General features: G+C 43.1%; 22 protein-coding genes and 2 pseudogenes. 18 read left to right on the top strand and 6 right to left on the bottom strand.

Going from position 1 to position 25,714, the window contains the following annotated elements:
- Positions 1 to 183: 183 nt before the first annotated feature.
- The 3 genes from H6F98_RS29825 to H6F98_RS29815 all read left to right on the top strand — a co-directional run bounded on the left by H6F98_RS29825 (position 184) and on the right by H6F98_RS29815 (position 2,611).
- Positions 184 to 1,092, top strand: a complete 909-nt coding sequence (locus H6F98_RS29825) for a GIY-YIG nuclease family protein (protein ID WP_192222364.1) — start codon at positions 184 to 186, stop codon at positions 1,090 to 1,092.
- Positions 1,093 to 1,399: 307 nt separating this feature from the next.
- On the top strand, positions 1,400 to 1,666 hold the full coding sequence (locus H6F98_RS29820; protein ID WP_192222363.1) for a hypothetical protein: 267 nt from the start codon (positions 1,400 to 1,402) through the stop codon (positions 1,664 to 1,666).
- Between the two features lie 264 nt (positions 1,667 to 1,930).
- On the top strand, positions 1,931 to 2,611 hold the full coding sequence (locus H6F98_RS29815) for a class I SAM-dependent methyltransferase (protein ID WP_192222362.1): 681 nt from the start codon (positions 1,931 to 1,933) through the stop codon (positions 2,609 to 2,611).
- A gap of 185 nt (positions 2,612 to 2,796) precedes the next feature.
- On the opposite strand, the gene H6F98_RS29810 is transcribed toward H6F98_RS29815, so the two are convergent.
- The 3 genes from H6F98_RS29810 to H6F98_RS29800 all read right to left on the bottom strand — a co-directional run bounded on the left by H6F98_RS29810 (position 2,797) and on the right by H6F98_RS29800 (position 4,332).
- On the bottom strand, positions 2,797 to 2,997 hold the full coding sequence (locus tag H6F98_RS29810) for a hypothetical protein (protein ID WP_192222361.1): 201 nt from the start codon (positions 2,995 to 2,997) through the stop codon (positions 2,797 to 2,799).
- Positions 2,998 to 3,007: 10 nt separating this feature from the next.
- Positions 3,008 to 4,075 carry a class I SAM-dependent methyltransferase gene (locus tag H6F98_RS29805; protein WP_192222360.1) on the bottom strand — a complete coding sequence of 356 codons (1,068 nt, stop codon included), beginning with the start codon at positions 4,073 to 4,075 and terminating at the stop codon, positions 3,008 to 3,010.
- A gap of 71 nt (positions 4,076 to 4,146) precedes the next feature.
- Positions 4,147 to 4,332 carry a hypothetical protein gene (locus H6F98_RS29800; protein ID WP_192222359.1) on the bottom strand — a complete coding sequence of 62 codons (186 nt, stop codon included), beginning with the start codon at positions 4,330 to 4,332 and terminating at the stop codon, positions 4,147 to 4,149.
- A 457-nt stretch (positions 4,333 to 4,789) separates the two neighbouring features.
- On the opposite strand from H6F98_RS29800, the pseudogene H6F98_RS29795 reads away from it, so the two are divergent.
- A pseudogene (locus H6F98_RS29795) lies at positions 4,790 to 4,957 on the top strand (IS701 family transposase); the annotation flags it as partial.
- Positions 4,958 to 5,059: 102 nt separating this feature from the next.
- Here H6F98_RS29795 and H6F98_RS29790 read toward each other — a convergent pair.
- The 3 genes and pseudogenes from H6F98_RS29790 to H6F98_RS29780 form a co-directional block, all read right to left on the bottom strand.
- Positions 5,060 to 5,719 carry a class I SAM-dependent methyltransferase gene (locus H6F98_RS29790; protein WP_192222358.1) on the bottom strand — a complete coding sequence of 220 codons (660 nt, stop codon included), beginning with the start codon at positions 5,717 to 5,719 and terminating at the stop codon, positions 5,060 to 5,062.
- Between the two features lie 27 nt (positions 5,720 to 5,746).
- Positions 5,747 to 7,078, bottom strand: coding sequence for a guanitoxin biosynthesis MATE family efflux transporter GntT (gene gntT / locus H6F98_RS29785; RefSeq protein ID WP_199349097.1), 1,332 nt, complete (start codon positions 7,076 to 7,078; stop codon positions 5,747 to 5,749).
- A 46-nt stretch (positions 7,079 to 7,124) separates the two neighbouring features.
- Positions 7,125 to 8,145: pseudogene (locus H6F98_RS29780) on the bottom strand (transposase).
- 255 nt (positions 8,146 to 8,400) lie between these two features.
- Here H6F98_RS29780 and hisC point away from each other — a divergent pair.
- The 14 genes from hisC (at position 8,401) to H6F98_RS29715 (ending at position 25,442) form a co-directional block, all read left to right on the top strand.
- Complete coding sequence (gene hisC / locus H6F98_RS29775; protein ID WP_192222357.1) at positions 8,401 to 9,477, top strand: histidinol-phosphate transaminase; 1,077 nt, start codon at positions 8,401 to 8,403, stop codon at positions 9,475 to 9,477.
- A gap of 758 nt (positions 9,478 to 10,235) precedes the next feature.
- Positions 10,236 to 11,456, top strand: a complete 1,221-nt coding sequence (locus tag H6F98_RS29770) for a glycosyltransferase (protein WP_192222356.1) — start codon at positions 10,236 to 10,238, stop codon at positions 11,454 to 11,456.
- 121 nt (positions 11,457 to 11,577) lie between these two features.
- Positions 11,578 to 13,035 (top strand): glycosyltransferase family 4 protein, encoded by a 1,458-nt coding sequence (locus tag H6F98_RS29765; protein WP_192222355.1) that lies wholly within the window; start codon positions 11,578 to 11,580, stop codon positions 13,033 to 13,035.
- Between the two features lie 106 nt (positions 13,036 to 13,141).
- Positions 13,142 to 14,473, top strand: a complete 1,332-nt coding sequence (locus tag H6F98_RS29760) for a hypothetical protein (RefSeq protein WP_192222354.1) — start codon at positions 13,142 to 13,144, stop codon at positions 14,471 to 14,473.
- A 25-nt stretch (positions 14,474 to 14,498) separates the two neighbouring features.
- A complete protein-coding gene (locus H6F98_RS34545; RefSeq protein ID WP_192222353.1) occupies positions 14,499 to 15,803 on the top strand; it encodes an O-antigen ligase family protein in 1,305 nt (434 codons plus the stop codon).
- A 104-nt stretch (positions 15,804 to 15,907) separates the two neighbouring features.
- Positions 15,908 to 16,873, top strand: coding sequence for a glycosyltransferase family A protein (locus H6F98_RS29750; protein WP_192222352.1), 966 nt, complete (start codon positions 15,908 to 15,910; stop codon positions 16,871 to 16,873).
- Positions 16,874 to 16,917: 44 nt separating this feature from the next.
- A complete protein-coding gene (locus H6F98_RS29745; protein ID WP_192222351.1) occupies positions 16,918 to 17,901 on the top strand; it encodes a glycosyltransferase family A protein in 984 nt (327 codons plus the stop codon).
- Positions 17,898 to 19,304 (top strand): glycosyltransferase family 4 protein, encoded by a 1,407-nt coding sequence (locus tag H6F98_RS29740; protein WP_192222350.1) that lies wholly within the window; start codon positions 17,898 to 17,900, stop codon positions 19,302 to 19,304. The genes H6F98_RS29745 and H6F98_RS29740 overlap by 4 nt, the downstream gene beginning before the upstream one ends.
- Before the next feature lie 74 nt (positions 19,305 to 19,378).
- Entirely contained in the window at positions 19,379 to 19,510 is a 132-nt protein-coding gene (locus H6F98_RS34270) for a hypothetical protein (RefSeq protein ID WP_277927626.1), read from the top strand.
- A 178-nt stretch (positions 19,511 to 19,688) separates the two neighbouring features.
- The gene (locus H6F98_RS29735) at positions 19,689 to 20,936 is read left to right on the top strand and encodes a lipopolysaccharide biosynthesis protein (protein ID WP_192222349.1); all 1,248 of its coding nucleotides are present in this window, start codon (positions 19,689 to 19,691) and stop codon (positions 20,934 to 20,936) included.
- 188 nt (positions 20,937 to 21,124) lie between these two features.
- Positions 21,125 to 22,216 (top strand): polysaccharide pyruvyl transferase family protein, encoded by a 1,092-nt coding sequence (locus H6F98_RS29730; RefSeq protein ID WP_192222348.1) that lies wholly within the window; start codon positions 21,125 to 21,127, stop codon positions 22,214 to 22,216.
- A gap of 14 nt (positions 22,217 to 22,230) precedes the next feature.
- Positions 22,231 to 23,547, top strand: a complete 1,317-nt coding sequence (locus tag H6F98_RS29725; RefSeq protein ID WP_242058766.1) for a glycosyltransferase family 4 protein — start codon at positions 22,231 to 22,233, stop codon at positions 23,545 to 23,547.
- 21 nt (positions 23,548 to 23,568) lie between these two features.
- Positions 23,569 to 24,501 carry a glycosyltransferase gene (locus H6F98_RS29720; RefSeq protein WP_192222347.1) on the top strand — a complete coding sequence of 311 codons (933 nt, stop codon included), beginning with the start codon at positions 23,569 to 23,571 and terminating at the stop codon, positions 24,499 to 24,501.
- Between the two features lie 20 nt (positions 24,502 to 24,521).
- The gene (locus tag H6F98_RS29715; protein WP_192222346.1) at positions 24,522 to 25,442 is read left to right on the top strand and encodes a glycosyltransferase; all 921 of its coding nucleotides are present in this window, start codon (positions 24,522 to 24,524) and stop codon (positions 25,440 to 25,442) included.
- The last annotated feature ends 272 nt before the right edge of the window (positions 25,443 to 25,714 follow it).

The raw sequence follows: 25,714 nt of genomic DNA, 5'->3' as shown, positions 1-25,714 counted from the left end.
GCCTCCAAGCGAAAAAGGCTTAAGTATTTGTACTTAAGCCTTTTTTATTTGTGGATGGATGTGGTGCGGGAGAAGGCTGTTAGTTAGAGCCAATCATTGAGCCGTTAGCTATTCTGGAAGAGGGTGCCTCAAAAAGTCTCTGCTGTAAGAGGCGTCAACCCAAAGTATTAGAAGAGAAAATCGATGTGGCTGAAGTATGGCGTTAGTCAAGACAACGCCCTAGTTTCTATTGAAGATGTACCAAGCGGCAAAACATTGTTGACATGTGTGTATTGTGGCGAAGGGCTGACAGCAAAGAAGGGGAAAGTAAAAGAACATCACTTTGCACACACGGAAGAGACGTGTCGTCCTGTTGCCAATCGTATTGCTAATCGGGAAATCCCATCTCTACCCCTCTATGACAATTTCAATATCCAGTTGTCGGGTAAAGAGTTGGAAGAATTAAAAGTCTTTTGGCAAAACTATGGAGTTAGGAATGAAGGTATTTTTATAAAACCTTCTCTGAGGTTAGTTTTATCTAAGCTCTTAACTTTGAATAGCCAAGGATTTTATGAATTTACAGATTTGGGAAAAATCCCTGTTGGAGGGCTACCGTTAGCGCTTTTCGACGAAGTGCAAGAGCCATTATTGCTAGATAAGCTATTGCAGCTAGAAGGAATAGCGGAACGAGCAAGGCTGATAAATTCCCGGCACTTAATAGAAAGAGTTGCTGATTTGAGAATCTATCGCGCTCAACTGAAGAGCATCCTAGAGAGGAGTTTATACTTTCTGGAAATCAAAACTGGAAGGAAAACATTACACAAAATTGGTGTAACCAAGCGACCGATTGAAGAACGAATAAATGAAGTTCAGAGGGATTTGGCTACTTACTTTAAGCAGTTTGAAATCCAGGTAATTGATACTTGGAAGCATCGAGGTAATGTGGAGCTGTATTTCAAACATCGATATAAGAAATCTAATTATAAAATTGGTACTCTGACGGAATACTTCAAGCTTAAAGACATTGAATCAGTATACAGTGATTTACGTCAAATGAAGCCAAAAGTTTTAAGTCAAGCTGAGTTAGATGTTCTTGAACAAAGAGTCTTTTGAAAATAAGGAAGCGTCAGGTGTCCTTGACTTGGATAGGCGAAGGTAAAGTTATTAGACATTTGCTTGTAGAAAGAAATCAAAATTCTGTAACATTAGCTACAGAAAATAATTGATTTTACCCGCTGTTTGCAGCGTTGCTCAGCCAAGTGGGAAGAAGCGATCACCTTGCACCACTGAAATCGGGACTACTCGTTGACAAAATATACATTTCTTCAGTGAGTAAAGGCAATTTCTTTGTAAAGCGATCGCATTTCTTTCCCTGAAGCATCTGCTTTTCTCAGTGGGTAGCTTGAAGGAATATAAGCTTATGAAACTCGATTCCCGTAACTCAGTAGTTAACCTACCACCATACCTGCATCCTCTAAATTGGTTAACAAAGTCTGAAATCAGCACGACTGAAGATTTGCAAGCTTCGACTTGGGTACAGCTTCAGGAACATCCCAGTCCTTATAGTCATGACGAAGCACTGCTATTGTGTAAGCACTCTGATACTGAGTGGATCGTTTGGATTCCAGAACATGGTGAGATGGTTCTGCATCGCAGTCAGTTTAGCAAAGCTGTTGAAGGAGATTAGGGGCTGAGGACTGGTGATTGAGGGCAAGGCATAATAGTACCCTACTCTTGTATTTATAGCTGTGGCTATAAAGGTTAGGACAGCTCTAACGGCTGAAACGACCGCGTACTAATAATAAACCTTCTGCCTTTTGCTATAACTTGCATGAGGTACAGTTAAAGGCTGTGAAACTAGCACCATAGTCAAAAAAACAAAAAACCTGAGGGCTAATAGCTGACTGCTAACTGCTATAAGTTAAATGCACATCAGCTTAGTCAGTAAAGCGTGAACATTCAACAAGCCTTTGATATCGCTGCTGCCGATTATGATCAGTTGCGTCGCCTCCTAATTCCATGTTTTGACGATTTCTACGATACGGCTGTCCGTGTTGTGCCTTTCGAGAAGACTGCACCACTGTCGGTTCTTGATCTGGGTGCAGGTACAGGTTTGTATTCAGGCATGATCTGTGCAGTTTTCCCAAACGCTTCTTGGACACTGATGGATTTAGCTCCTGAGATGTTGGAGAAGGCAAAAGCTCGGTTTACTGGAATGGGTAAGTCACCGAGGATACTGGTTGGTGATTATGTCAAAACTGATTTTGAAGGCTCCTATGATCTGATTATCTCCGCCCTATCGATCCATCACCTAGAAGATGCGGATAAGGAACACCTAACAGAGCGAATTTACTCTTCCTTAAAGCCTGGTGGTATGTTTATCAATGCTGACCAAGTTTTAGGCTCTACAACTGAGATAGAAAAGCTCTACCGAACTCACTGGCTTGAATCTGTCTGTACTCTTGGTGTCTCAGAGGAGGAGCTAAACCAGGCGTTTGAGCGTATGAAATATGATCGCATGGCTCCACTCAACACTCAGCTAGGTTGGCTAAAAAAAGCTGGTTTTCAGGATGTAGATTGCTGGTATAAGAATTTTAGCTTTGCCGTTTTTGGCGGACGGCGACCTGTTTAATGTAGGTAGAGCATTCAGCAATCAGCGTTCAGCTTTGGTCAAACGAAACCCAAAGACTGAATCAGCTATTCCAGTCTAGGGTTTCGTTTAGCTTTAGCTATGGGGTATATATAGATGCCACTTGTTCACTAAAACGCCTCACAATTGCTCACCTTTGAACTAATACAGTGATCATAGTGTTATCCTCACGATTCATGAGTGCTAAGGGGTCTGGGCAATTTGTGATTGAGTACCACTTGCCGAGATTTCGTCGCTTGTAACTTTGTAGATTGGGTGAAGCGATCGCTTAATCCAACAACACTCTGGATGGCGCTACTATCAAGAAACAGCGAATCACTTTTGTTAAGACTTTGGTAACGCCATGCTATTGCACAGACTTGGCACATGGTTAGTCTCCTAGTTCTTCTTGACGATGTAGTAGTTATTTAGGAAATCATGGTCGAGTTGCTGGATCGTTACGCTAGTGAATCCCGCTTCTGTCAACATTTCCAAAGCCTTCTCTTCACCCCACACAGCACCAAGCCCCATGCCGCCTGTAGAGAGTGATACTGTCATGCAATGTAGGCAAGAAATCGTGTAGAGCATTGGTGCGGCTGGATGCTCTAAATTACCGTGAACCTGGCTAGAAGCCCGAATGTCCTGCATTAAGTAGGTGCCATCTAAACGCAATGCCTGGTGAATACCGCGCAGCACTACATCCGGTTGGGCTTGGTCATGAATGGCATCAAAGGTGCAAATTAAGTCATATTGCTCCACTTCGTTCAGTTGGGCAGCATCTTTGACCTGAAACTGACTGTTGGTGAGTCCGCGATTGTTCGCTTCTAATTGAGCCGTTGCGATCGCTTCTTCAGAGCAGTCATAACCTTTGAAGCGACTGTTAGGGAACCGTTTCGCCATCGCATTGAGCGCACGCCCACTACCACAACCCACATCAAGCACATCAATTCCCCTTTCCAAAGCTTCCATTAAATGGGGAATCAGGGGAAGAACAGATTCCTCCAGTGCAGCAACAACTGTTTGCCCGCTATCTTCTGCCATAACTTGATGGAAGCGCTTGTAAGCAGAGTAGGGAACACCTCCACCCTTATGGAAGCAGTCGAGTATCTGATCTTCTACCGTTGCTAGCAGTGGAATGAATTGTGCGGTGACAGCAAGATTATTAGGACTGGCGTCTCGTGTCAGAAAAGCTGCATGTTCGGCAGGTAGGGAGTAAGTACCTGTAGCAGGAGCATATTCAACGAAACGACCCGTTACCATTGCTCCTAACCACTCCTGCACGTATCGCTCGTTTAATCCTGCTGCCTCAGCAATTTGCTGACTCGTAGAAGGTGGCAGCTTAGCCAAGGTATCAAATAACCCGGTGCGGTGTCCGATAGAAGTCATCAAAGCAAGTGCGCCACTATTGAGAATATCCAACATCCGTTGTGCGAACGCTTCTGCTTTGGTTTGATTGAGAGTTTTCATGATTATTACGACTCAGTAATTAATAAGAAAAGAAGGTGATTCGTTAGGTTGACTACAACATTGAGGCTTTCTTAGACTTCCCCTTTTCGCCACTGGCACACTAGTTTTCCTTCTACTAGCTGCCACTGTGATGTTAATTTCTGATGTTGCTGCGGTTTGATAGCCGCTGTCTCAGTTGCCACAAGGGGCTGTTCTTTTAGCCCTACAAGATTGAAATCTGAAGACTTTTCAAGGATTTCTAAAGCTTGCAACATCATTAACTCCTTCAATTTTTGCTTAAGTGTTTAGGCACTCATTTCTATAGACTTAACACCCTAAAGCCAAAGAATTATGCAAACATTTTTGTGAGAAAAACTGAATAAATATGTGATTTAATTTGCCTTTCAAGCTGACAGAAATCCTAAGTCATAGTGAGGAGAAACTGGAAAAGCAGTGATAAAAATCACTGCTTAGCAATTTGCCTCGCCTCTCCTTGTAGGCTAAGGCGTACACATATCTCTCAATCAACCTCAAAATGCTGCATTTGCCACCCCTAGCTCCCCAAAATTGGGGAGAACAGGTTTTTTTTCAAAGTTCCCCAGAATTGGGGGATTTAGGGGGCTGAAAAGCCTTGAACTTAAGCAAAGAAATTTGTGTGTATCCCTCTTATGTCACTCTCCGAGAATTAGAATAAAGAAATAAATACTGTAAACCTCGTGCATTGTAGACAGGGTAATGGATGTAGAGTTACAAATCCTGAAACATTTGGCAAGAGATGCCCAGCCAACAGTATCCTTCATCGATAAATATTGTGTAGGATACAAAGACTTATTTCCCGAAGTAAGAAGTTATGAATGTTTTAAATATTTACACCTAGGAATAATCTCAGGAATCAAGAAAAAACTAGATGTTTTCCCTAATCATAATTTATTGCTCGGTTTTCACGAATTAATTCATGGCATGAATTAATTTCAACCTTTTTTCCTGATGGAGCGATCGCATCTCCTAACCCATTGCCTGTCGCTCTAGTGTCCAGTGGCGATCTGAAGATTGATAAAGCTTAGCACCCTCCAAACCCGCATCTGAAACAAGCTGGTTCACTTCATCTAAGGTAAAAGCGGCGTGGAGAGAATCGCGAAACAGCATTTTTTGATGCTCATCGTACTCAGTCCCGATACTATCCACTAAGCCATTCATAATGTCCTCATTCATTGGTCGAAGTAAATCACGAATGAGGATTCCCCTATTGGGTTTCAAAACACGCTTCAGTTCTTTTAAGAAGGGTAATGGATCGGGTAGGTGATGAATCAAGCTATTGGAAATCACCATATCAAAGTGAGCATCGGCATAAGGCAAATGCTTGGCATCAACGGATTCTAGGGTAATTTGTTCTTGTAAGCCAGCTTGCTCAACATTCTTTCTACCTACTTGCAGCATAGATTTAGCAAGATCGATGCCGATAATTTGCCATTGTGGACGCTCTTGACAAATAAGGATAGGAATGCGTGCAGTCCCAGTCCCAGCATCAAGCATTAAGCCTGATAGTGAACCGAGTTCAATCGCCCGTTTAGCAAAGGCAGTATTAACCTCAGTGAAGTCCATCGCGTCATAGGCGATCGCTTCTTCCTGAGTATCCATAACTTCCGGTTCAGTAACTCGCTGCATTGATGCCTCCTGATCTAATTCCTGAACCTAATTATTGAACGTCCTCGGTACTTTCACCGCAAGGGTAACGACTCTTCCTACCATGAACAACGATAGAGCCAACCACAACAACTGACTACTATGGAACCACCAAGCCAGCAGTGCGACTGGAGCAAACCCGACTAAAGCTGCTATGACTGTTGAAGTTCGGAGGATAGGCCCTTCCATTAAGCCCAAGAAGTACCCATCTAACATATATGCGATCGATCCGAAGCCGAGAATAGGAACTAACCACCCGACATAATTGCGAATCGGCTCAATTACCTCTTTATGGTTCGTCAAAAGCCCAAATAGAGAAATTGGAAATAGGTTAAAGACAAGGGCGAAGAGGAGTCCCATGATTAAACTACTTCCCCCAGAGATTCGTACTAAAGGAACTAGTTGCTCACTCGCACCTTTGCCGCGAAAGATTCCGGCAAAACTTTCAGTCGCAAAAGCTAGTCCATCAATAAAGTAAGCAGCTAAAGTCACTACCTGTAAAAGTAACGTGTTGGTGGCTAGCACAACAGTTCCGAAACCCGAACTGAGATTGGTGAACAACGCAAAGGTCGAAACAAGGACAAAAGTACGCACTAAGATATCACCATTGAGAGCAAAGCCAGCTTTCAGAGCAGATGGATCGAGAATTTGTCCAACCACTGCCCTTGCCTTGCCAAACCAGTGTTCCCGATAGATAAGAATTACCCCAACAATCAACATCAAGTACTGACTCGCCGCTGTACCAATAGCTGCGCCTGCACTTTCCCACCCCAACCGGACAATAAACAGGTAGTCCAGCACAATATTTGTGCCATTCCCGACTACCGACAACAGCAAAACCCTACCACCTTGTTCACGCCCCAAAAACCAACCAATCAAGACAAAGTTGAGCAACGTTGCAGGTGCGCCCCAAACCAAGGCGTTGTAGTAAGCAATTCCCGAAGCCTTGACTTCTGGTGTTGCACTCAACAAGGCAAAGCCAAGTTCTCGTAACGGGTACTGCAAGACTAGGATGATGAACCCTAAGCCCAACGCAAGTACACCGTTACGCAAAAGAGCCAGTAACACTGCATCTTCATCAGAACGTCCCACCGCTTGCGCCGTCGTCCCAGTGGTAGCCATGCGTAGGAAACCAAACGTCCAGTAGATGTAGTTGAACAGAACAGTGGCTAAGGCAACTCCAGCCAAGTGACGAATTTCTGCCAAGTGTCCCAGAAACGCCACATCCACTAAACCCGCGATGGGAACCATGAGATTGGAGAGGACATTGACACTCGCTAGCCGGAAGAAGCGACGGCGAAAATCATCAGGGTGTTGTTTAGAGATTAAGTGTAAAGCCATGGGTCTTTTTGTCGTTTGTTGTTTGTTATCGGGACTTAAACAAATTTCAAGACCAAACAAAGCCTAAAGAAGCGATGTTCGCGGCGAAGATGTCACGATTGTGGTTCAACCACTCAACAAAACGGAAAGACATGGCTGTGCGAAACACCTAAACATGCATCAACAAAAGTGTTTAAAGGTTTGGATGCCCACCTTCGTCTTAATCCTCCTGTTAAGGGGTGCCATACAATGAAAGTGTAAGCACAAAATACAAGAATAAAATGTCTTAGCAGACTGCGGAGAGTCTCTATTTTGATATTCGGATAGCCCCAACCAGCACGAGAGCTTCCCGATAGAAACCTTCTATCCAGTTTCTTTGAGAATAGGTGGTTACTATCGATTCGGCTGTCGCCGTTGAGCCATCAACATTCGTAATAAAATAATCAAGATCACTGGCTTGTTGGAAGGAGCAAGCATTCATGACGATAGCAATTGTTCTCGTTCCTTCTAGATGTGAGAGTTCAACTTCAACAGGAGCCACCCAAACGGTTTTGGGTTTATCTAGATTGAGTTGAATCGGAGTGAAAGCTTCCATATGTAATAATTCAGCTAAATCATCTAATCGGATCTCTTCTCGCTTATTTGCCTGTATTTCAATTATCACGTTGTGGTTTTTGGCTAATCCCCCTAGATATTTTAGTCTCCTCTTTTCTAGTTCGCTCAGAAACGTTATGTTATTGCCATAGCCTGCATCAATCAGCACAATGCCAGGTCGATATCCTCTTCATCACCTCTAAACGGCGCTCATTTACCTCTTGAGCCTTCCAGGGCGCTTCCGTCAAAAAACGGATGCGCCGTCTCGGATGTTTCCTCCGAATTCAGGCGCACCAAGGGTGCAATCGGTGGTACGTCACTCCCACCGCGTTATCCGCCATTTGAGATAGGTTTTTTCGTTCGCTTTCCCCTAATAATCCCCCAATATAGTTTCTAAACTCCCGTTTTTGCGCTTGATGCGTCAACAAATCATCAAAGCGTTTACACCGTCTGTCAAAGCATGGGGGCATGGCGGCAGGAGTTGTCTCTTTCATTGGGAGAAACCTCAGCGTGAAGTGCTTGCTTCGTAAACACTATAACTTGCTTTAATCTTTATTTTTGTTTAAGTCCCGCTAATCAAGATGGGGTAAAGTAAAGTCCGCTAACCTGTCAGTAAACTGAGAGCTTGCACCGTTCGCATCATCCGCCAGGGAAGTTCCGGGCGGGATTGGTAACTTACCGAGAATGGTGTAAGTTCTGAGGTAAAACCAAAATCTGAGTAAAAACCTCAACCATTAGCTTGTCATCTCATGACTTACTTTCGCCCAAATATTAATGATATGTCCGGTTACGCGCCTGGTGAGCAGCCACCACCAGAGGCAAAAGTCATCAAGTTAAACACGAATGAGAATCCCTATCCCCCTTCTCCTGAGGCATTGAAGGTACTACAGGAATTGCCGGGAGAGCTTCTGCGGCGCTACCCTGATCCCATGGCGAAAGCGTTTTGCCAAGCTGCGAGTCAAGTCTTGGGAGTACCTGCTGATTGGATTCTTGTCGGTAATGGTAGTGATGACCTTTTGACGATGATTGTTCGTGCTTGCACTGAGCCACTGCGACAAGTGGTTTATCCGATGCCCACTTACGTCTTATACCGCACCTTGTCACAAATTCAAGGAGCAGAATTTGTGGAAGTCCCCTATCACGAGGACTACAGCTTACCAGTTGAGCAATTAATTGCCGCTCAAGGAGCCGTAACGTTTATCGCTTCTCCGAATAGTCCATCTGGAACTATTGTGCCAGTAGAACTGCTGGATAAGCTAGCTAGACAGTTATCTGGCGTGTTGGTTGTGGACGAAGCCTATGTAGATTTCGCCGAGTCAGATGCACTGGAATTGGTAAAACAGCACGACAATGTGATCATTTTGAGAACCTTGTCTAAGGGCTACTCGATGGCTGGATTAAGGTTAGGTTTCGGTGTGGCAAACCCAGTGCTGCTGGAAGGATTGATTAAGGTTAAAGATAGCTATAACGTGGATGCTGTTGCTTCTGCTGTTGGAGCAGCTGCGATCGCAGATCAAAGTCACAAAAATGCTAATTCTGAGAAGATTAAGGCTTCCAGAAGCCAGATGGCTAGAGAGCTTGAGAAATTGGGCTTTTATGTCTTACCCTCACAAGCTAACTTTCTCTTAGCGCAGTCACCTTCAGGCAATGCCCAACACCTCTACGAAACCCTTAAGCAACGTGGAATCTTAGTCCGATACTTCAACCAACCTCGGTTAGACGATAAGCTACGCATCACGATTGGCACTCCTGAGCAGAATGAAACATTAATCAAGGTACTTGGTAACGTGCTGACATCTGCCATGAGCCAACCCAACAGTCACTAGAGCGAAAATTTATCAGAGATGGGGGTTCATCTACTAGGTTACATAAATTCTGGAGCAGACTTTATTAGAGGTATTTATCAAATCTTTATCATCATTCAGTACTAAGGACGTTATAGTTAAATGAAGAAAAACTACATTTGCAGAAAGTAAAGGATTTTTTTACTGAAGCAAGCTAGTAGGGGTGCAGGTAGAGGGTGCATGGTATCGTTTTTGACGCAGCACGTATTTGATTCATATGTCCTAGCCTGACACTTTCAAAGATGGAAAAAATCTCAAAGGTCTTTTCTTCGCTCTTGAGTCGTAAAACACCTTGAAACTTTAGCTGAGATATTTCGTCATCTACTAACTGGGTGCTACGGTTCTGCTAGCGATCGCATGAGCCTCATTCTGTGTGGGTAAAACGTCTACATAAAGCTGAACGTCTTAGCGCTACTTACGAAGTTAGTTTTAATAAGCTGACCATCATCTAATTGCATACTTCAAGAAAATATATTTCTTGAGGGTTAAGCATTATGCCCGTTTGATTTATGCAATTTAAATGAACGACAGCTTGGTTCTGTTGTGTCAATACCACCAGAGAATATTCGTAGGTATTGATGAAAGTAAACGTGAAGCATTCTTAGCAAAAAACGTGGGGAAGAGCCTAAAAGCTATCTACACAAATGATAGGCTTCGCCTTACTCTGAATTGTTTCTTTATTAGCTGCATCTGGGAACTTTATATAGGTAGTTACACAAAATTGCCCCGAATCATTGTTTATGCGTAAACCTGTTCTGACTATTTTCTACCAGTTCAATCCTTGGCACAGTACTATAGGTGGAATTCAGACAATCATCAGCCTTTTTATCAAGTACGCTCCTAGTGAGTTTGAGGTACGGCTTGTAGGAACAGGAAAAGATCCAACCCAGCCTCTAGGTAAGTGGCAAGAAGCAGAATTAGTGGGGAGAGCCGTTCAATTTCTTCCTCTATTGACATTGCAAGACGATAACGTCAGGAGCTTGGTTCCGACCACAATAAAGTATACAGCCGCCCTACTAGGGCGTTCCTTTGCCTCCGACTTCATGCACTTTCATAGACTGGAACCGAGCCTAGCCGCGCTCAAGTGGCAGGGAGATAAAACGCTGTTTGTTCACAATGACATTCAAAAACAGATGAATTCTGCAACTGCCAAGAATGCCATTCTCTGGCAGCGTTTTCCGGTAGGGTACTTTGCTCTCGAAAGCTTGCTCATCAAACAATTTACCCAAATTATTGCGTTCCAAAATGAGCCAGCTAAATTTTACCAGCAACGTTATCCAACGATTGCTGAGCGTGTCGATTACGACAGATTTCCAGTTGACAACGAGGTTTTTTACCCCTTGAATTTAGGTAAACGCGAGGAAGGACGAAGAGTTCTTGTACAACAGCTAGGTTTACCGGAACAGACACGCTTTGTGCTTTTCGCGGGTCGCTTGCATCCCCAGAAAGATCCCATTTTACTGATACGTTCTTGGGCGACTCTCGACGATCCGAACGTTCATCTGCTCATCGTTGGAGAAGGGGAACTGGCAAATGAGGTACGTTCTGAAATTCACTGTCATGGACTGTCTGAGCGAGTGACACTACTTGGGTCAGTTGCCCAGGAAAAACTTGCGGACTTGCATCGCGTCTGTAGCGTCTTTGTACTGACTAGTGCCTATGAAAGCGGTCCTCTGGTTGTTCTTGAGGCGCTTTCGTGCGGTACGCCAGTAGTTACCACTCTATGTGGTGAAACTCCCAAATTTGTCTCTGCTAAGAGCGGAGTTATTTGCAAAGAAAGAACACCAGTAGCGATCGCAGATGCCTTACGCCAGGTACTACAGCATCCAGAGGATTATCCAGCCGAAGCTTGTGTACGCGCTGCTCAGCCCTATAGTGCCCGTACTGTCATTGCTGATGCCTACAGCCAAATGATGCAACGTTGGCAGAGGCGCTCTTTCGCTATTGAGCAACAAGCCTAGCCGTTTGAGCTAGAGCATTTACCTTCCAATAGCGACTGCCTCTGACTTTAGGCAAGTCGGCTCATTCTTCAGGGTGTAAATCGCAGATGCATGCTATCTCGATTAATGGAGAACAGACTTGATGAAAATTGCTGTAATTGGTGCCAAAGGATTACCTGTCAAGCAGGGCGGTATTGAGCGTTACTGTCAAGAAGTTTATCCCAGAATGGTTGCCCAGGGTCACTCTGTGGATCTGTTTGCTCGCTCTTCTTACAGTGACTCTCCCTGGTTTTCTTCACATGACTTCCGAGGTGTTCGAGTAGTCTCCATACCTTCCTTACCCTTAAGAGGTATAGACGCTTTTACCAACAGTGCCTTGGCGGCGCTCGCTGCTAGTGGAAAACGCTACGATATCATTCACATCCACGCCTTAGGTCCGGCTCTGTTTAGCTGGTTCCCCAGAATTGCCTCCTCCTCAAAAGTTGTGGTCACCTGTCACGGATTGGACTGGCAACGCGCTAAGTGGGGTAACTGTTCTAGCTGGTTAATCCGTAGAGGGGAAACTACTGCGGTGCGCTATGCTCACAAGTTAGTCGTAGTCTCAAAAGTGCTGAAATCCTACTTCCAAGATACCTATGACATTGAACCTGTGTATATTCCCAACGCTCCGGGTACCTATGGAGAATCAGACCTCAACTTTACTTACAGTAAATCTTTAGGTTTACAACAGGGGCGTTATCTTCTCTTCCTCGGCAGATTAGTACCCGAAAAACGACCCGATTTACTAATCCAAGCCTTCCAATTGCTTAAGTCCCAAGGCTGGAAACTCGTCATTGCCGGTGGTAATAGTGACACAACTCAATACATGGCGAAACTCTACAATCTAGCCGCAGAGAATCAAGATGTGCTATTCGTAGGAGAGCTTTATGGCAACCGCCTAGCGGAGATTGTCCGGGGTGCAGGGTTATTTGTTCTCCCATCTGACGTTGAGGGATTACCGATGGTAATGCTAGAAGCAATGCAAGAGGGAATTCCGGTATTAGCTAGCAACATTCCGCCCCATCAGCAACTTATTGGTGAGGAACGAGGTCTGCTTTTTGAAGCAGGAAACTTAGACTCTTGCGTTCGAGTTTTGGAACAGGCACTGCAACAATCTCTAGAGATGGCTAAGATGGCTAAAAGAGCACAAATATATGTGCGGACTAACTATAACTGGGACAACATTGTTTCCGAAAACTTGAAACTGTACGAACAACTTTCCTCCTTGCCTAATGTGTTAGGAAATCGAACCTATATTCCAACCGAGCAGCATGAGAGAGAACCTCCCACTTTGGCAACTAGACCTTTACTTACCGAATCTCAGAAGACACTCAAGCCTCAAGTAATGACCATGAGTTTTGAGAAAACTCAGCGTCTGCAAGCCTGTCTGCAAGAACTTACTACTCTTCTGTATGAAGAGACGAGCATTAAGGAACTCACTGATTTAGAAAACCTAGAAAAAACCTTGCGTCAGCAGATGTTAGAACAAATTGGTTTCCAAGTTGACTCTTTTTTGTTGAGCAGACGACAGGAACTCAATCAACTAACTGATAAAAAGTGAAAATGGTGAAAATGTAATGATGACTAAGCTTGCAGCAACTTCTAAGTTTCCTTCAAATGTGAGCCAGTCTCAAAAAAACTGTGCACTTTATTTACTCCTAGGGCTAGTGACTAATGTAGTTCCCTGGAGCGCTGCTTTACTTTACCTAACAGTAAGTCCTGCCGTATACAAAGCCGAATGGGCGCTCTCTGTCCCTGGAGTTAAGTCAACTACAAATGTCAATATACCGGGACTTGGACAAGCCAGTTCTAGCAGTGATTCCCCTTATATGAGTGCGGTTGCCGATCCCAGAGAAAACTACAAATACCTAGCTGGAACTATGGAAGTTCTAGAGGCAGCAGCTAATCGGCTCCACATGACTGTGGGGAAATTTGGTCGGTCTAAGATAAAAATTATAGATAATTCCACGCTGATGTCGCTCGAAATTGAGGGAAGTACCCCCCAAGAGGCTCAGAACAAGGCGCTTGCTCTTCACAACGCTTTAAAAGAGCGTATAGATAAGCTCAGGGAGGAAGAACTTGCTCAGCAAGACCAGAGATTAGGAACTACTCTTGGCTCTTCAGAAAGAAAATTGCAAGCAGCTCAGCAACGTGTCTCTGCCTACCAAGCGCGCTCAGGTTTAACTTCACCCGAACAATTAGAAGAGCTATCGGTTAACGTTGAGTCTTTGCGGCGGCAACGAGCTGAGGTGATAGGTGAAATGGAGCGATCGAACACAAAGTTCAGGGAGCTATCTGCTAAATTAGGCTTATCGGCTCAACAAGCGGCTGATGCTCTAACGTTGCAATCTGATAAACTATTTCAAGAGTACTTGAGCTATTACAGCAGAGTTAGTGCAGAATTAACTCAGTTAAGGTCTAGATATACCTCAAATAATCCTACAGTGGTTTATAAGCAGGGCGATCAGGAGGCAATTCAAGCAGCTCTCCTTCAACAAGGTCAGTCACTACTAGGACGAGCCATTACGCTGGACACCCTGAAACAACTGAATCTTAATGAGAGTAATTCTTCTCCACAGCGAGCAAATCTCTTTCAAGAATTAATCTCACATCAGACAGAACAGCAAGGACTTCGATCCCAAGCTCAAGAGTTAGAGCGGCAGATTGTCATATTAGAATCTAAGCTCGCGAACTATACTCAAAAAGATTCTGAGCTACAGGCTCTAAGACGGAATCTTCAAATCGCGGAAACTATTTTTTCATCAACTTTAACTAAGTTAGACCTGAGCCAGTCAGAAGTCTCTGCTTCTTATCCCTCAATCGTGCTTTACACAAAGCCTAGCTTGCCAGAAGAACCCACAAAGCCTAAGCGTAAACTTGTGCTAGCGGGAGCTGCTATGGCTTCTTTTTTCATGACAACAGGAACGGTAGCGTTATGGTTACGCGATCGCAAAAGGCAACAAGCTAAACAGATTGACCGAAAGCATCGGCTGATTTGACAGTCTTTTTTATTTCAGGTAAAACGTGAGTACCACAAAAATCAAGCCACAAAACCTTCCAGAAACTCTGGTTTGGTATTACATTGTCGGAACTTATTTAATTTATTATCTAGGCGCACAGTATCTTTTAGCACAACTTTTGGGATTTTTCTTAGTCTGTTATCTAATCCAACAGTGGTGGAATCAAACAGAAGAAACTCCTCCCGAAGAAAAAATTACTATTTCCCTTTCCGCTTGGGTGTGGATTCTGGCAGCATTGGTGTTATTAGGAGCTACAGTTGTCAACCACTACAATCTTGATCTTGGACTTAAACGATTTATTGAATCCTTAGCAGCTTGGTCTAGAACGTGGGCTCTTTTTGGCTTATTTCCTCTAGCTGGGCATCTCAATATCCGCCCTCAATTAGTTTATAGAGCTATTAGTATTCTCTGCTTACAAAGCTTAATTATAATCATTATTGGTACTCTAGCTGGTCTTGTGAATATCCCCAATATTACTTATATTTCTCCCCTAAGATCTTTACCTTTAAATGGTGGACAACCACAGTATGAAGTAGATATTTTTCACACTCTAATTAACAGTCGTATGCGATTATTTACACCATGGGCTCCTGCTCTAGGTCTTACCAGTAATATTTACTTCTTCGTAATTCTTCAAGAACAAAACAAAAGATTGCGATGGATTGGCATAGTTAGTACGATTGCCTCAATTGTGGGTTCGGTATCTAGAGCCGGTATGGTCTGTTTACCGGTTGTACTGCTGTCCAGTTGGGTTTTAACAAATTTTCTACGCCCCTGGGTACTGTTCATAGCAGGGGGCATTAGTTTCCTGGCGAGTATCTACTTACAATCACTGATCGAGTTTCTAACAACCCTCAAAGACAACCTTAAGAAAGCTCGTGCTGGCTCTTCAGAGGCGCGAGATGGTTTGGAGCGCATTGCTTTATATCGTTGGCAGACTGAAGCCCCAATTTGGGGGCATGGAATTAGTGAACCGGGGCCACTCTCTGTGGGACGCAAGCCGATTGGCACTCACCATACTTGGTTGGGTCTTTTATTTACTCATGGATTAGTTGGTTGTGTTGCTTTGGCTGTAGCCATGATTTGGAGTTTTATTGATTTACTTATTAAATCTCAAACTTATAAAACTGCAAAGCTTGGATTACAAATTATTATGGTTTTGGGTATTTTTTCATTTAGTGAGCATTTCGACGGCAGTGTTTTTGTATTTTGGCCAGGATTATTAATGTTAGGAATTGCCTTTAGAGAAGGACAATCGTTATACAACTTTCCCAAAACTCAATCAAATATACAGCCAGATTACCAGTAGCCACTAAACTTAGCATCAACCCATCAATTACTGAATTTCAAAAGCAAGCTATCCGGAATTAATCACCAATAAAGTTACAGATAAACCTGAATCAATTTTGAACCATGCCAAAAACTTCGATTATTATTCCCGCTTATAATGCAATGGTTTACCTTCCGGAAACCGTCGAAAGTGTTTTGAAGCAAACGCTTGATGATTTTGAGGTAATCATTGTTAATGATGGCAGTTCAGATGAGATTGAACAGTGGGCTTCTCAGCTAACAGACCCGCGAATTCGATTGGTTTCTCAGGAAAATCAAGGTTTAGCTGGGGCGCGTAATACTGGCATTGCCCATGCTCAAAGTGAATATTTAGCCTTCCTAGATGCCGATGACCTTTGGGAACCAACCAAGCTAGAAAAACAAGTGCAAGTTCTCGAAGAGAATCCAGATGTTGGTCTGGTATACACTTGGGTCGCCTACATTGATGAAAAAAGTCAACCTACAGGAAGAGTCTTCAAAAATCAGGCAGAGGGTGATGTATGGGAAAAACTCACCGAACATAACATGGTTGAGTGCGGCAGTGTGGCGATGGTGCGTCGATCTTGCTTTGAAACCTGTGGAGATTTTGACCGGAATTTACGCTCGTTTGCTGAAGATTGGGATATGTGGCTCCGGATTGCCTCTCGTTACCCGTTCAAGGTAATAAAGGAACCTCTAGTGTACTACCGACAACATTCAAGTAGTGCTTCTAAAAATTGGGAAGCAATGGAGCAAAGTTTTCAGATGGTTATCGAAAAAGCCTTCGCTGGGGCTTCACCAGAGCTACTCACTGTAAAGCAACGATGCTATGCTTTTGCCAATATTTGTTTAGCTTGGAAACCTCTGCAAAGTACCACAAAAAATTACAAAAAAGCCATACATTTTCGTCGGCAAGCCTTTGTGCATTATCCTTGGATATTCTTCTCTAAAGAATATATCCGCTTGAGCGTTGCGATCACCATAATGCGTTGGTTTGGGACTGAGGGTTACAAGAAATTTCTGGCACTATTTTACACTCTACGTCGATACACAGTAGCGATTGGAAGATGAGGTTTTATTGTGTCAAAACAACTACCAGCTTAACAGGTTAGACTATGCCCGAAGTTACTGTTGTTATCCCTGCCTACAATGGCGAACGAACAATCAAAGAAACGATTCAATCAGTTCAGCATCAAACCTTTCAGGATTTTGAGTTAATTGTCATTGATGATGGCTCAACAGATAGAACTGTAGAAGTGGTTAAAAGTATCAACGATGATCGCATAAAAATTTTCTCCTATGAAAATCGCGGACTTCCGAGTGCTCGCAATCGTGGGATAACTAGAGCTAGTGCAGAATTTATTACATTCATAGATGCTGATGACTTGTGGACATCAGATAAGCTAGAGCTACAACTAGCGGCTCTCAAAAAAAATCCTGAAGCAGGTGTAGCCTATAGCTGGACTTCTTTTATGAATGTTGATGAACGAGGTCAGCCTATATCATTCCTTCCGTCGCCTCAATATTCTTTCTCTGGCAATGTTTATAAGCAGTTGCTAATGGGTGATTTCATTCTGAGTGGTTCTAATGTAATGATTCGTCGAGAGGCAATTGATTCAGCCGGAGAGTTTGAACCAACACTTAAATCCTGCGAAGATTGGGACTATTGGTTGCGGTTGGCGGCTCGTTGGCATTTTGTTGTAGTACCTAAATACCAAATACTCTATCGCCGCACTCCTGGAGCCATGTCATCTAAAGTTGAGGTGATGAAGGAAGCATCCCTTATTGCAATGAAAAGAGCATATGAAGCAGCTCCACCAGAATTGCAATATCTAAAAAAACATACCTTGACTAACTTTCACACCTATTGTGCATCTTTGTATTTGCAACATCGTACCGATCGCAGTGCTGTGAATCAAGCTCAGCAACATCTGTGGTCAGCAATTTGCCTGCATCCTCAAACTTTACTGGATAAAACCAATCAAAAAATAGTCATCAAGTTTCTACTGAAACGATTCTTCCCACCCCAAGTTGCCAGTTATTTTACTCAGTTGATGAGAAAACCAATCGCTATGCAAGATCCGAGGCTACAAGCATGAAAAAAGTCTCAACTCTACAGATTGCTGAGCAGCTTGATATGGAGAAGGAAACCTCTGAGGCGAGTCACAGTTCAGAACTAACAATCGCCTTGCTCCACTGTTACGACCTGATTGATGACTTTTTAGACAGTATCAACATTTCCTTTGAGACGTTTTGTAAGGAGTTTGTCGGTAGCTGGACGTTCGGCTACATTAATGCTCTTAAACAAGTTGGCGTGAGAACAGTTCTTTTCTGTATTTCAGCTCATGTAGATAAGCCATCTCGGTTTCTTCATGTCCCGACTGATACCCCGATTTGTGTACTACCTCCTTCTGGAATTTACCAGGCTTATCGCGCTGTTCGGCGCAAGTCGCTTCATGTTTATGGGGCAAATGAGAAGCAATCTTTTAAGGATATCCAAGACGGTAATAGCATCCGCCGTTCTTTACTTACACCTGTAAAAGATTTAGCTAAAAGCGTTGGTAGCTACCTTTCTACTCCTCTAAGTGTGTTAGCGCAGGAACTAAGGCGGGAGAACTGCCAAGCGATTTTGTGTCAGGAGTATGAATATGCGCGCTTTGATACCTGCGTAGTTTTAGGGCAGTTGATGAGGTTGCCAGTGTTTGCCACGTTCCAAGGAGGTGATAAAACTGAGAGTGGGTTAGAAATTCTGCCGCGACAATTATCAATGCGTGCCTGCACAGGTGTGATTATTGCTACGCAAACCGAGATTCAGCGAGTTCGCGATCGCTATAGGATACCGTCTAGCAAGATTGCCCGAATTTTCAACCCGCTGGATGGAGCAAACTGGCAAGCAATTGACCGCAGTGAGGCACGAAAAGCTCTTGACATTCCCCTGGATGCTAGGGTCGTCGTATGGCATGGACGAGTTGAGATCAAGCGCAAAGGACTAGATATATTACTACAAGCTTGGCAGCAAATCTGCGCTGAACGTCCTGACAAAGATCTGCGGCTGTTATTGGTGGGAACGGGTAGCGAGGCTGAACAACTGCGCCAGCGCCTTGAGGCGATGCAATTAAGGGGTGTGTTCTGGCTCAATGAATTTGTTAGCGATCGCACGGTAATTCAGCGCTATCTCTCAGCAGCTAATATTTACGCATTCCCATCTCGCTTAGAAGGTTTTCCAGTCGCGCCAATTGAAGCGATGTCGTGTGGCTTACCTGTAGTTGCCGCAGATGCTCCAGGTGTTCCTGACATTCTTGAAGAGGGTGAAGTCTCCGGCGGACTAGTCGTCCCTCGTGGTGATGCAAAGGCATTGGCATTAGCACTGGGTCGAGTGTTAGACGATGAAGCATTGAGTTACCAGTTGGGCCAAAATGCTCGTCGCCGGGCTGAAAGTTGCTTTTTACCGCAGGTCATTGGCAAACAACTGCGTGATGTTCTCTTAAGCCATAGTGCTTAAAGAAAAATCGCTTGATGCCTTCAACAAATCCATACGTATTACGACTTGAATCACTATCAAGCAGGCAATCCAAGATGAGTGAACAACATCCTTACCGCGCTACTGTTCCACCGATTTCAGATGACACGCCACGTCCACTGTGGTCTGTCATGATTCCTACTTATGCTCTTCCGTCAGCCTGGGGTAAAACCTTAATTTTCCGTTAGCTGTATCCTCGCAAACTCGTTAATTTATCCAAGAGTGATGGAAGAGCGTTAAGCACTTACCTGGTTACTCCACTAAGTTTGCTGGTTCGCAAACTATACCGTAAGGGTTACAGCATCATTTTGAGTCAGGAGTATGAATACCTCTACTTCGATTTTTGCCTACTTTTGGTACAGTTAAATGTTACTTACTAAGTTAAAGCAGTTAACGTCTGGTCAATTTATTCGGAACGTTGGCTGGTTAGGCGGAGCAGAGTTAGTTAATCGTGTCTTTCGCCTAGGAACTACGGTCACTCTAGCTCGGATGTTCAGCCCAGAAGATTATGGGTTAATGTCAATCATTTATACCACCTTTGAGTTTGCTAGTGTTTTCACTCTTCGGGGGGGGATTGGGGCAAAGATCATTCAAGCTGACGAAAAAGATGTCAAAACTATTGCTGAAACCTCCTACTGGCTGAATTGGATTTTATGCGGAGCCATTTTTATTGTTCAGTGTATTGCCGCTTTTCCTATTGCACAATTTTATGATAAAAAGCAGCTAGCTTTACCTCTTTGTATGGCAGCATTAACCTATTTAATGCTACCGTTATTTCTGGTTAGTACTGCTCTGATTGAGCGAGAAAATCGGTTAAAGGTTACAGCGATGTGTAATGCTATTAGTTCATTAGTTATTAATAGCATAACAATTATTCTTGCTCTGCTAGGAGTAGGCGTATGGGCTATAGTTTGGGCGATGCTTCTCGGAAATCCTGTATGGATTTTGATTACCTGGAAAAATCATTCCTGGCGACCTCCTAAAACTTTCAATATTGAACGTTGGCGAGAAGTTATTAGCTTTGGTGGCAGCTTGCTTGGGGTAGATTTATTGAACAGGATTAAAGGGAACATAGATTACTTATTAGTAGGCAGATTTTTAGGAGTCGAGGCATTAGGTATATACTATTTTGCTTTTAATGCCGGACTAGGAATTAGCTTTAATGTTATGAACTCATTTAGCTCTGCTATATTTCCTTACCTTTGTGAAGCTCGTGATGACTTCAGAGAAGTGAAAAAACGCTTTTTTAGTAGCATAAAAAGAACTTCTACAGTTGTGGTTCCACTTATTATTTTACAGGCAGGTTTAGCCCCCCTTTATGTGCCATTGGTTTTTGGAGAAAAATGGATACCAGCTATCCCTATTTTAAGTATGATCTGCCTTTCAGCTTTGCCATACCCTATTAGTTTTGCTGTTAAACACCTACTTAATGCTGTTGGTAAAACTTGGTTAAATCTCTATTGGGCTTTCTTCCAAACTTTAACGTTTGCAGGTTTTGTGCTAGTTGCTGTGAAAGGGGGTATTTTTTGGGTGGCAGCAGCAGTACTCATTCATCAAGCTTTGACATCTATTTATTATATCTGGGCTATTAAGTATGTATTCAATAATAAATGATTAATTTTTCATTTATAGTGTACAGAAAATGAAATGGTTTTTACCAAGGAATTTCTGTAAGAGATAGGTATACAGGATTTCTGATAAACAAAGGGTAATGTTTTGATTGGCATCTACATAATCAGGAGTCGCTCTCCAATTTTGAGGGTAGCTAAACCAGTAAAAACAAAATGACGAGTAAAAACACAATGACGAGTCACTCAGAGACAGAAAAAATAAAAGCAAGTTTGCATAAGTCTTTAGAAATACTAGAAGCCTTTGAAAATTGTGTGCTTCTTGATTATCCCGCTCATCCAAATATTGGCGATCATCTTATCTGGCTAGGTGAAATCTTTTACTTAACCAATGTTCTAAAAACTAAAATTAGCTATGCTGCAAGTACTAAAGATTTCTCTGATTTAGAAATGCAAAAACGTCTTGGCAAAAGTCCTATTGTATTTCATGGGGGAGGGAACTTAGGTGATCTGTATGGAGGCTCTCAAAAATTTCGTGAACGGATTATTGAGCAGCATAAAGACCGTCCAATTATTATTCTGCCACAAAGCATTTATTTTGCTGATCAGGTTAATTTAGTAGAGGCAGCAAGGAGCTTCAACTCGCATCCTAACCTCACTCTATTTGTTCGCGATAATTACAGTTATGAAATTGCACAACAATATTTTGACAATTGTCAGATCATTAAAGCCCCAGACATGGCTTTTCATATGGTGAATCTTCCTCTAGTGTCCTTCAGTAGAGTTCCAAACAAATCTATTTTGTACCACTGTAGGCAAGACCCAGAGTCTAATCAGTTATTCTCTCCTGAGTCTATGAATTTGTCTGATTTGATTGTAGAAGATTGGACTTCTTACATCTATCAAAATCAGTACTACAAAAAGATACCAAAACCATGGCGTTTATCTAGAACGTTGGAAGGCTTGAGGCAAGGTACAGTAATTCCCAAGGAGTGGATGTTTCGGCAGAAATGGATTTATTACTCTTCACATAGCCGTGCCTTTAATACTATGCATAATCCTTCACTGCATTACCAATCACTTAGGTATATGCACAACGGAGTTTATCAATTTCAGCAATATCGTCTAATTATCACGAACCGCTTGCATGGGCATATCCTCTGCACTCTTATGAAGATTCCTCATGTATTCTTGCCTAATTCTTATTACAAGAATGAAGAATTTTATAAGGCTTGGACTTACTCTGTTCCATTTTGTCGATTTGTCAAAAATCCTTCACAAGTCTCCTCTGCTGTACAAGAACTCTTGAATTCGTTTCCAAGTTAAGTAAAGGTATCAAAATGCAAATTGAATATGACATGCCTGGAAAACTAGCCTCAACGAGTACTTCTATTCAACCAACCATTGCTTTGTTGGGTTGGGGTGAATTATTCGAGGACTTTCACGACACAATTGGTGTCTCGCTGGAAAGTTTTCGTGATGAACTGACGGGCGGTTGGTTATTCAATTACATAGATGCTTTGCGGCTCGCTGGCGTGCGAACAGTGTTATTCTTCGTTTCAGCCCGTGTTGATGCGACATTACGCTTTACGCACACAGCCACTGGCGCTACAGTATGCGTAATGCCTGCATCAAGAATTCACCGTGCTTTTCGCCACTACAGCACTCGCTCTGCCCTGTTCCCAGGTATTAAGTCTTCTTTAGGAGCTTACCTAGCTACGCCACTAAGTTTGTTCGCCCGTGAACTACAGCGCGAAGGCTGCAATGCCATTTTGTGTCAGGAGTATGAATATCCACGCTTCGACGCTTGCGTACTCTTAGGAAAGTTAATCGGGATGCCAGTGTTCGCTACGTTTCAGGGAGGCGATAAACCGCTAAGTCGCATTGAGCAACCTTTGCGCCCTTTGGCGTTAAAGGCAGCCGCAGGCATAATCATCGCCCCCCAAACTGAGATTGAGCGAGTACTTGCCTGCTATGGGATGCCGCTTACCAAAATAGCCCGTATTTTCAACCCAATGGACGTAGTGACATGGCGTGCTTTTGATCGGAGTGAGTCACGGGCAGCCCTTGGCATCCCACTGGAGGCGAGAGTGGCGGTGTATCACGGGCGCATTGAAATAGAACGCAAGGGGCTGGACGTTCTGGTAGATGCTTGGAAGCAGGTTTGTGACGAGCGTCCTGGCAAAGATCTGCGGCTACTGCTGGTGGGAACTGGTACTGATGCTGACGAACTACGCCAGCGCATTGCAGATATGCAACTGCGGGGTGTGATGTGGGTGGATGAATATGTACGCGATCGCACTAGGATTCGCCAATATCTATCGGCAGCAGACGTTTACACCCTCGCCTCTCGACAAGAAGGCTTTCCTGTTGCGCCGATTGAGGCAATGGCTTGTAGTCTGCCTGTGGTAGCTGCTGATGCTCCCGGTGTGCCAGACATTTTTGAAGGCGGCAAGGCTTCCGGTGGGTTGGTTGTGCCACGAGAGGATGCTGTAGCACTGGCGCAAGCACTTGGTCGCGTTCTAGATGATGAAACTTGGGGACGTGAGTTAGGCAAGTGTGCCCGCACTCGCGCAGAGGAGTGCTTCTCGCTTGAAGCAATTGGTAAACAACTGCGTGATGTTCTCTTGAGCCAGACCTTACAGAAAAAACTGTAATATTACATCGAAGTTAGTTTTATGCCAACTATATCCGTTGTCATCCCCGCCTACAATGCGGAACGCACCATTTTAGAGACAATTGCATCAGTTCAACAACAAACTTTCTCGGATTTTGAGCTAATTGTAATTAATGACGGCTCAACAGACCGAACTCTAGAGTTACTTTACAATGTTCAAGACGAACGCCTGAAAATCTTCTCTTATGAAAATGGTGGACTACCTGTAGCTCGCAATCGAGGCATCTCTCAGGCGAATGGAGAATTTATTGCCTTTATCGATGCAGATGATTTATGGACTCCTGATAAGTTAGAACTACAACTAGCTGCCTTACAGCAGCATCCAGAAGCTGGAGTTGCTTATAGCTGGACGTATTTCAAGTATGAAGAGAAAGAATATTCATACGCCGATGAATCCAGCTTTTTTGAAGGGAATGTTTATGCTAATTTGTTGGTCAGAAACTTTCTGCACAACGGCTCGAATCCTTTAATCCGCAAGCAAGCAATTGAATCTATAGGGCTTTTCGATGCTAACCTTAAATCTTGTGAAGATTGGGACTTTTATCTAAGGTTAGCCGCAAAATGGAATTTCGTTTTAATCCCCAAATCACAAATTATTTACCGTCAATCTTTAAGTTCAATGACTTCCAAGGTTGAGGTAATGGAGAAATATCTTCTTATTGTCATAGGAAGAGCTTTTCAAGTAGCACCAACTGAGCTACAGTTCCTTAAAAAACAGAGCTTGTCTTGGGTTTATAAGTACGCAGCACAACAATACTTAAAGTACGGTGGATATCAATATAAGAATTTGATATTAGCTACTGTAAAGTTAGCAAAAGCTATTTTAATACAGCCAAAAATTCTTTTAGAGGAATACACTCAAGGGCTGATTAGAAGACTTGTTAAAAGCTGGATTATCCTGCCCTTTAACAGTCATGCAATTTCGCAAATGTAGTTTTGAGTTTTTTATTCAGTATGCCAACAGTATCTATTATAACTCCTGCCTACAACGCCGAACGCACGATTCTAGAAACTATTGAATCAGTGCAAAAGCAAACCTACTCAGATTTTGAACTTATTATTATCGATGATGGTTCAAAAGACCGAACTGTAGAGTTAGTTCAGAGTATTAAAGATGAGCGTTTAAAAGTTTTTTCCTATGAAAATGGCGGTGTGTGTGTAGCACGCAATCGCGGACTCCCTCATGCAACTGGCGAGTTCATCGCTTTTATTGATGCCGATGATTTGTGGACACCCGACAAATTAGAACTTCAATTAGCAGCATTGAGAGAGCATCCAGAGGCAGGAGTTGCTTATAGCTGGACTTACTTTATGTATGAGCAAGAAGGCTCTGTAGTTCCTGGTAAACCAGTATCCTTTGAAGGAAACGTTTATCCTAAGTTACTGGTCGAAAATTTTCTGGCACATGGCTCGAATCCCTTAATTCGGAGAAAGGCAATTGAGTCTGTAGGAGAGTTTGATTCTACTTTTCCCCACTGTGCAGATTGGGACTTTTATCGTCGATTAGCTCTCTGCTGGCCTTTTGTTGTAGTTCGCAAGCATCAAATTTATTATCGTCAGTCTTCTAGCTCAATGACCTCTAAAGTTGAGGGGATAGAACGACAAATGCTAGCGATGTTTGAAAAGGCTTTTCAAACAGCTCCATCCGAATACCAGTATCTGAAAAATCAGAGCTTAGCTTGGCTTTATGAATATTGCACACAACAATATTTACAATACAGTACTGACCTTCACGGAATCAATCAAGCAGGTCAGAAGCTGTGGAAAGCAATTCGTCTACATCCACCAATTTTATTAGACGATTATGCTCAGAGCCTCATGAGATGGTTTTTTAAGAAGTGGATACAAGTAAAACTATCCTTAGGTAAATTCTAACCATGGCTTACCGTGTAAAGTAGCGGCTGCTTACCAGAGCGTATAAGGCATTGTGCATTAAGTAGGTGCTGTAAATAAACTGACAATGGTTATGAAGTTACAATCCTTGTTGACTAAACATTCGACGAATTTATAAGCTTAATTGGTATTGAGTTTATTTAGGGTTTGCTGAATAATTAATGGAAGACCCACAGAAGGATTGATGAGTTATTCAAGCCGACAACTCAATAAGCTTTTGTTTTCCTTCATGAATAGAACTATAGCTTTTGATA

Source organism: Microcoleus sp. FACHB-SPT15, assembly GCF_014849525.1.
Lineage (GTDB): Bacteria > Cyanobacteriota > Cyanobacteriia > Cyanobacteriales > Coleofasciculaceae > Symplocastrum > Symplocastrum torsivum.
This window is presented reverse-complemented; position numbering and strand designations above follow the sequence as displayed.

Bases quoted from the DNA above. Each gene is read 5' to 3' on its own strand.
- H6F98_RS29825 (WP_192222364.1), top strand. From the start codon at position 184: ATGTGGCTGAAGTATGGCGTTAGTCAAGACAACGCCCTAGTTTCTATT.
- H6F98_RS29820 (WP_192222363.1), top strand. From the start codon at position 1,400: ATGAAACTCGATTCCCGTAACTCAGTAGTTAACCTACCACCATACCTG.
- H6F98_RS29810 (WP_192222361.1), bottom strand. From the start codon at position 2,997: ATGTGCCAAGTCTGTGCAATAGCATGGCGTTACCAAAGTCTTAACAAA.
- H6F98_RS29805 (WP_192222360.1), bottom strand. From the start codon at position 4,075: ATGAAAACTCTCAATCAAACCAAAGCAGAAGCGTTCGCACAACGGATG.
- H6F98_RS29800 (WP_192222359.1), bottom strand. From the start codon at position 4,332: ATGATGTTGCAAGCTTTAGAAATCCTTGAAAAGTCTTCAGATTTCAAT.
- H6F98_RS29790 (WP_192222358.1), bottom strand. From the start codon at position 5,719: ATGCAGCGAGTTACTGAACCGGAAGTTATGGATACTCAGGAAGAAGCG.
- gntT (WP_199349097.1), bottom strand. From the start codon at position 7,078: ATGGCTTTACACTTAATCTCTAAACAACACCCTGATGATTTTCGCCGT.
- hisC (WP_192222357.1), top strand. From the start codon at position 8,401: ATGACTTACTTTCGCCCAAATATTAATGATATGTCCGGTTACGCGCCT.
- H6F98_RS29770 (WP_192222356.1), top strand. From the start codon at position 10,236: ATGCGTAAACCTGTTCTGACTATTTTCTACCAGTTCAATCCTTGGCAC.
- H6F98_RS29765 (WP_192222355.1), top strand. From the start codon at position 11,578: ATGAAAATTGCTGTAATTGGTGCCAAAGGATTACCTGTCAAGCAGGGC.
- H6F98_RS29750 (WP_192222352.1), top strand. From the start codon at position 15,908: ATGCCAAAAACTTCGATTATTATTCCCGCTTATAATGCAATGGTTTAC.
- H6F98_RS29745 (WP_192222351.1), top strand. From the start codon at position 16,918: ATGCCCGAAGTTACTGTTGTTATCCCTGCCTACAATGGCGAACGAACA.
- H6F98_RS29740 (WP_192222350.1), top strand. From the start codon at position 17,898: ATGAAAAAAGTCTCAACTCTACAGATTGCTGAGCAGCTTGATATGGAG.
- H6F98_RS34270 (WP_277927626.1), top strand. From the start codon at position 19,379: ATGAGTGAACAACATCCTTACCGCGCTACTGTTCCACCGATTTCAGAT.
- H6F98_RS29735 (WP_192222349.1), top strand. From the start codon at position 19,689: ATGTTACTTACTAAGTTAAAGCAGTTAACGTCTGGTCAATTTATTCGG.
- H6F98_RS29730 (WP_192222348.1), top strand. From the start codon at position 21,125: ATGACGAGTCACTCAGAGACAGAAAAAATAAAAGCAAGTTTGCATAAG.
- H6F98_RS29725 (WP_242058766.1), top strand. From the start codon at position 22,231: ATGCAAATTGAATATGACATGCCTGGAAAACTAGCCTCAACGAGTACT.
- H6F98_RS29720 (WP_192222347.1), top strand. From the start codon at position 23,569: ATGCCAACTATATCCGTTGTCATCCCCGCCTACAATGCGGAACGCACC.
- H6F98_RS29715 (WP_192222346.1), top strand. From the start codon at position 24,522: ATGCCAACAGTATCTATTATAACTCCTGCCTACAACGCCGAACGCACG.